This is a genomic window from Pseudomonas sp. SIMBA_068 (assembly GCF_046534705.1).
GTDB classification, from domain to species: domain Bacteria; phylum Pseudomonadota; class Gammaproteobacteria; order Pseudomonadales; family Pseudomonadaceae; genus Aquipseudomonas; species Aquipseudomonas putida.
Genome location: NZ_JAWRYI010000808.1, coordinates 1 through 262, shown reverse-complemented (window position 1 = coordinate 262; position 262 = coordinate 1). Strand labels below are relative to the sequence as shown.

1 pseudogene is annotated in these 262 nt (G+C 67.9%); it reads left to right on the top strand.

Features of this window, described 5'->3' with window-relative positions:
- Nucleotides 1-262: pseudogene (locus SB756_RS31545) on the top strand (hypothetical protein); the annotation flags it as partial.

The window sequence follows — 262 nt, the reverse complement described above, 5'->3', positions numbered from 1 at the left end:
GCGAGCTGGGCGTGAAGCTGCTCCTGCGCGACTCCCGGGGCGTCAGCCTGACCCCGGAAGGCGTCAAGGTGCTGGAGCACGCCGAGCAGATGCTCGACACCCTGCAGGTGCTGAAACAGTCCATCCAAGCGCCGTCGAGCAAGGTCGGGCTGGCGACGGCGAACACGTCGAGCGGCGACAGCAACTGCGCGGTCAGCCCGGCGGGAAACGGCGGCTTGCCGAGCCTAATCGCAATATCGACGCCATCGGCCCGGAACGATGC